Raw genomic sequence first — 478 nt, 5'->3', positions numbered from 1 at the left:
CTGAGACACCCCTCGAAGAACGCGGCCCGACCGTCACCGACGGGTTCGTACGACGGATTGACCAGCACCCGGAACGGCTGCGGCACCCGCCCGCGCACCACCCGTACCTCGTCCGGCACCGGCGCCGGATCCTCGATCACCGCGATCCGCAGCCCCACCCCGACCTGCGGGGCGGCGACGCCCACCCCCGGCGCCGCGTGCATGGTCGCGCGCAGCGCCTCGACGAACCGGGCCAGCAGCGCGGGCTCCAACTGCCCGTCGAACGGCTCGATCCCGCGCCTGAGCACCGGGTCACCGGCCGAGACGATGGGCAACGGGCCGCCGCCGGCGAGGAGTTCCTCGACCCGCTCGGCCAGGGGTACGTGATCACGGGGAAGTGCCATCGCGCCAGGATGCCACGGCGCCCGCCGCCACCCGATGTGACCCACGCCACTCGCATCCCCGGGAACTCGTGGCCCTCACGCCCCGACTACTGGAC

General features: G+C 73.8%; 1 protein-coding gene. It reads right to left on the bottom strand.

All coding sequences use genetic code 11. The annotated features are described in order from the left end of the window. Positions 1–383 (bottom strand): peptide deformylase (locus ACNFOC_RS55245; protein WP_416966424.1); only part of this gene is annotated, 383 nt, incomplete at its 3' end. Positions 384–478 lie beyond the last annotated feature (95 nt).

This window comes from Streptomyces colwelliae (genome assembly GCF_048158785.1).
Classification (GTDB): Bacteria; Actinomycetota; Actinomycetes; order Streptomycetales; family Streptomycetaceae; genus Streptomyces.
Note: the sequence above shows the minus strand (reverse complement) of the source record. Positions and strands in the feature narration are given on the sequence as shown.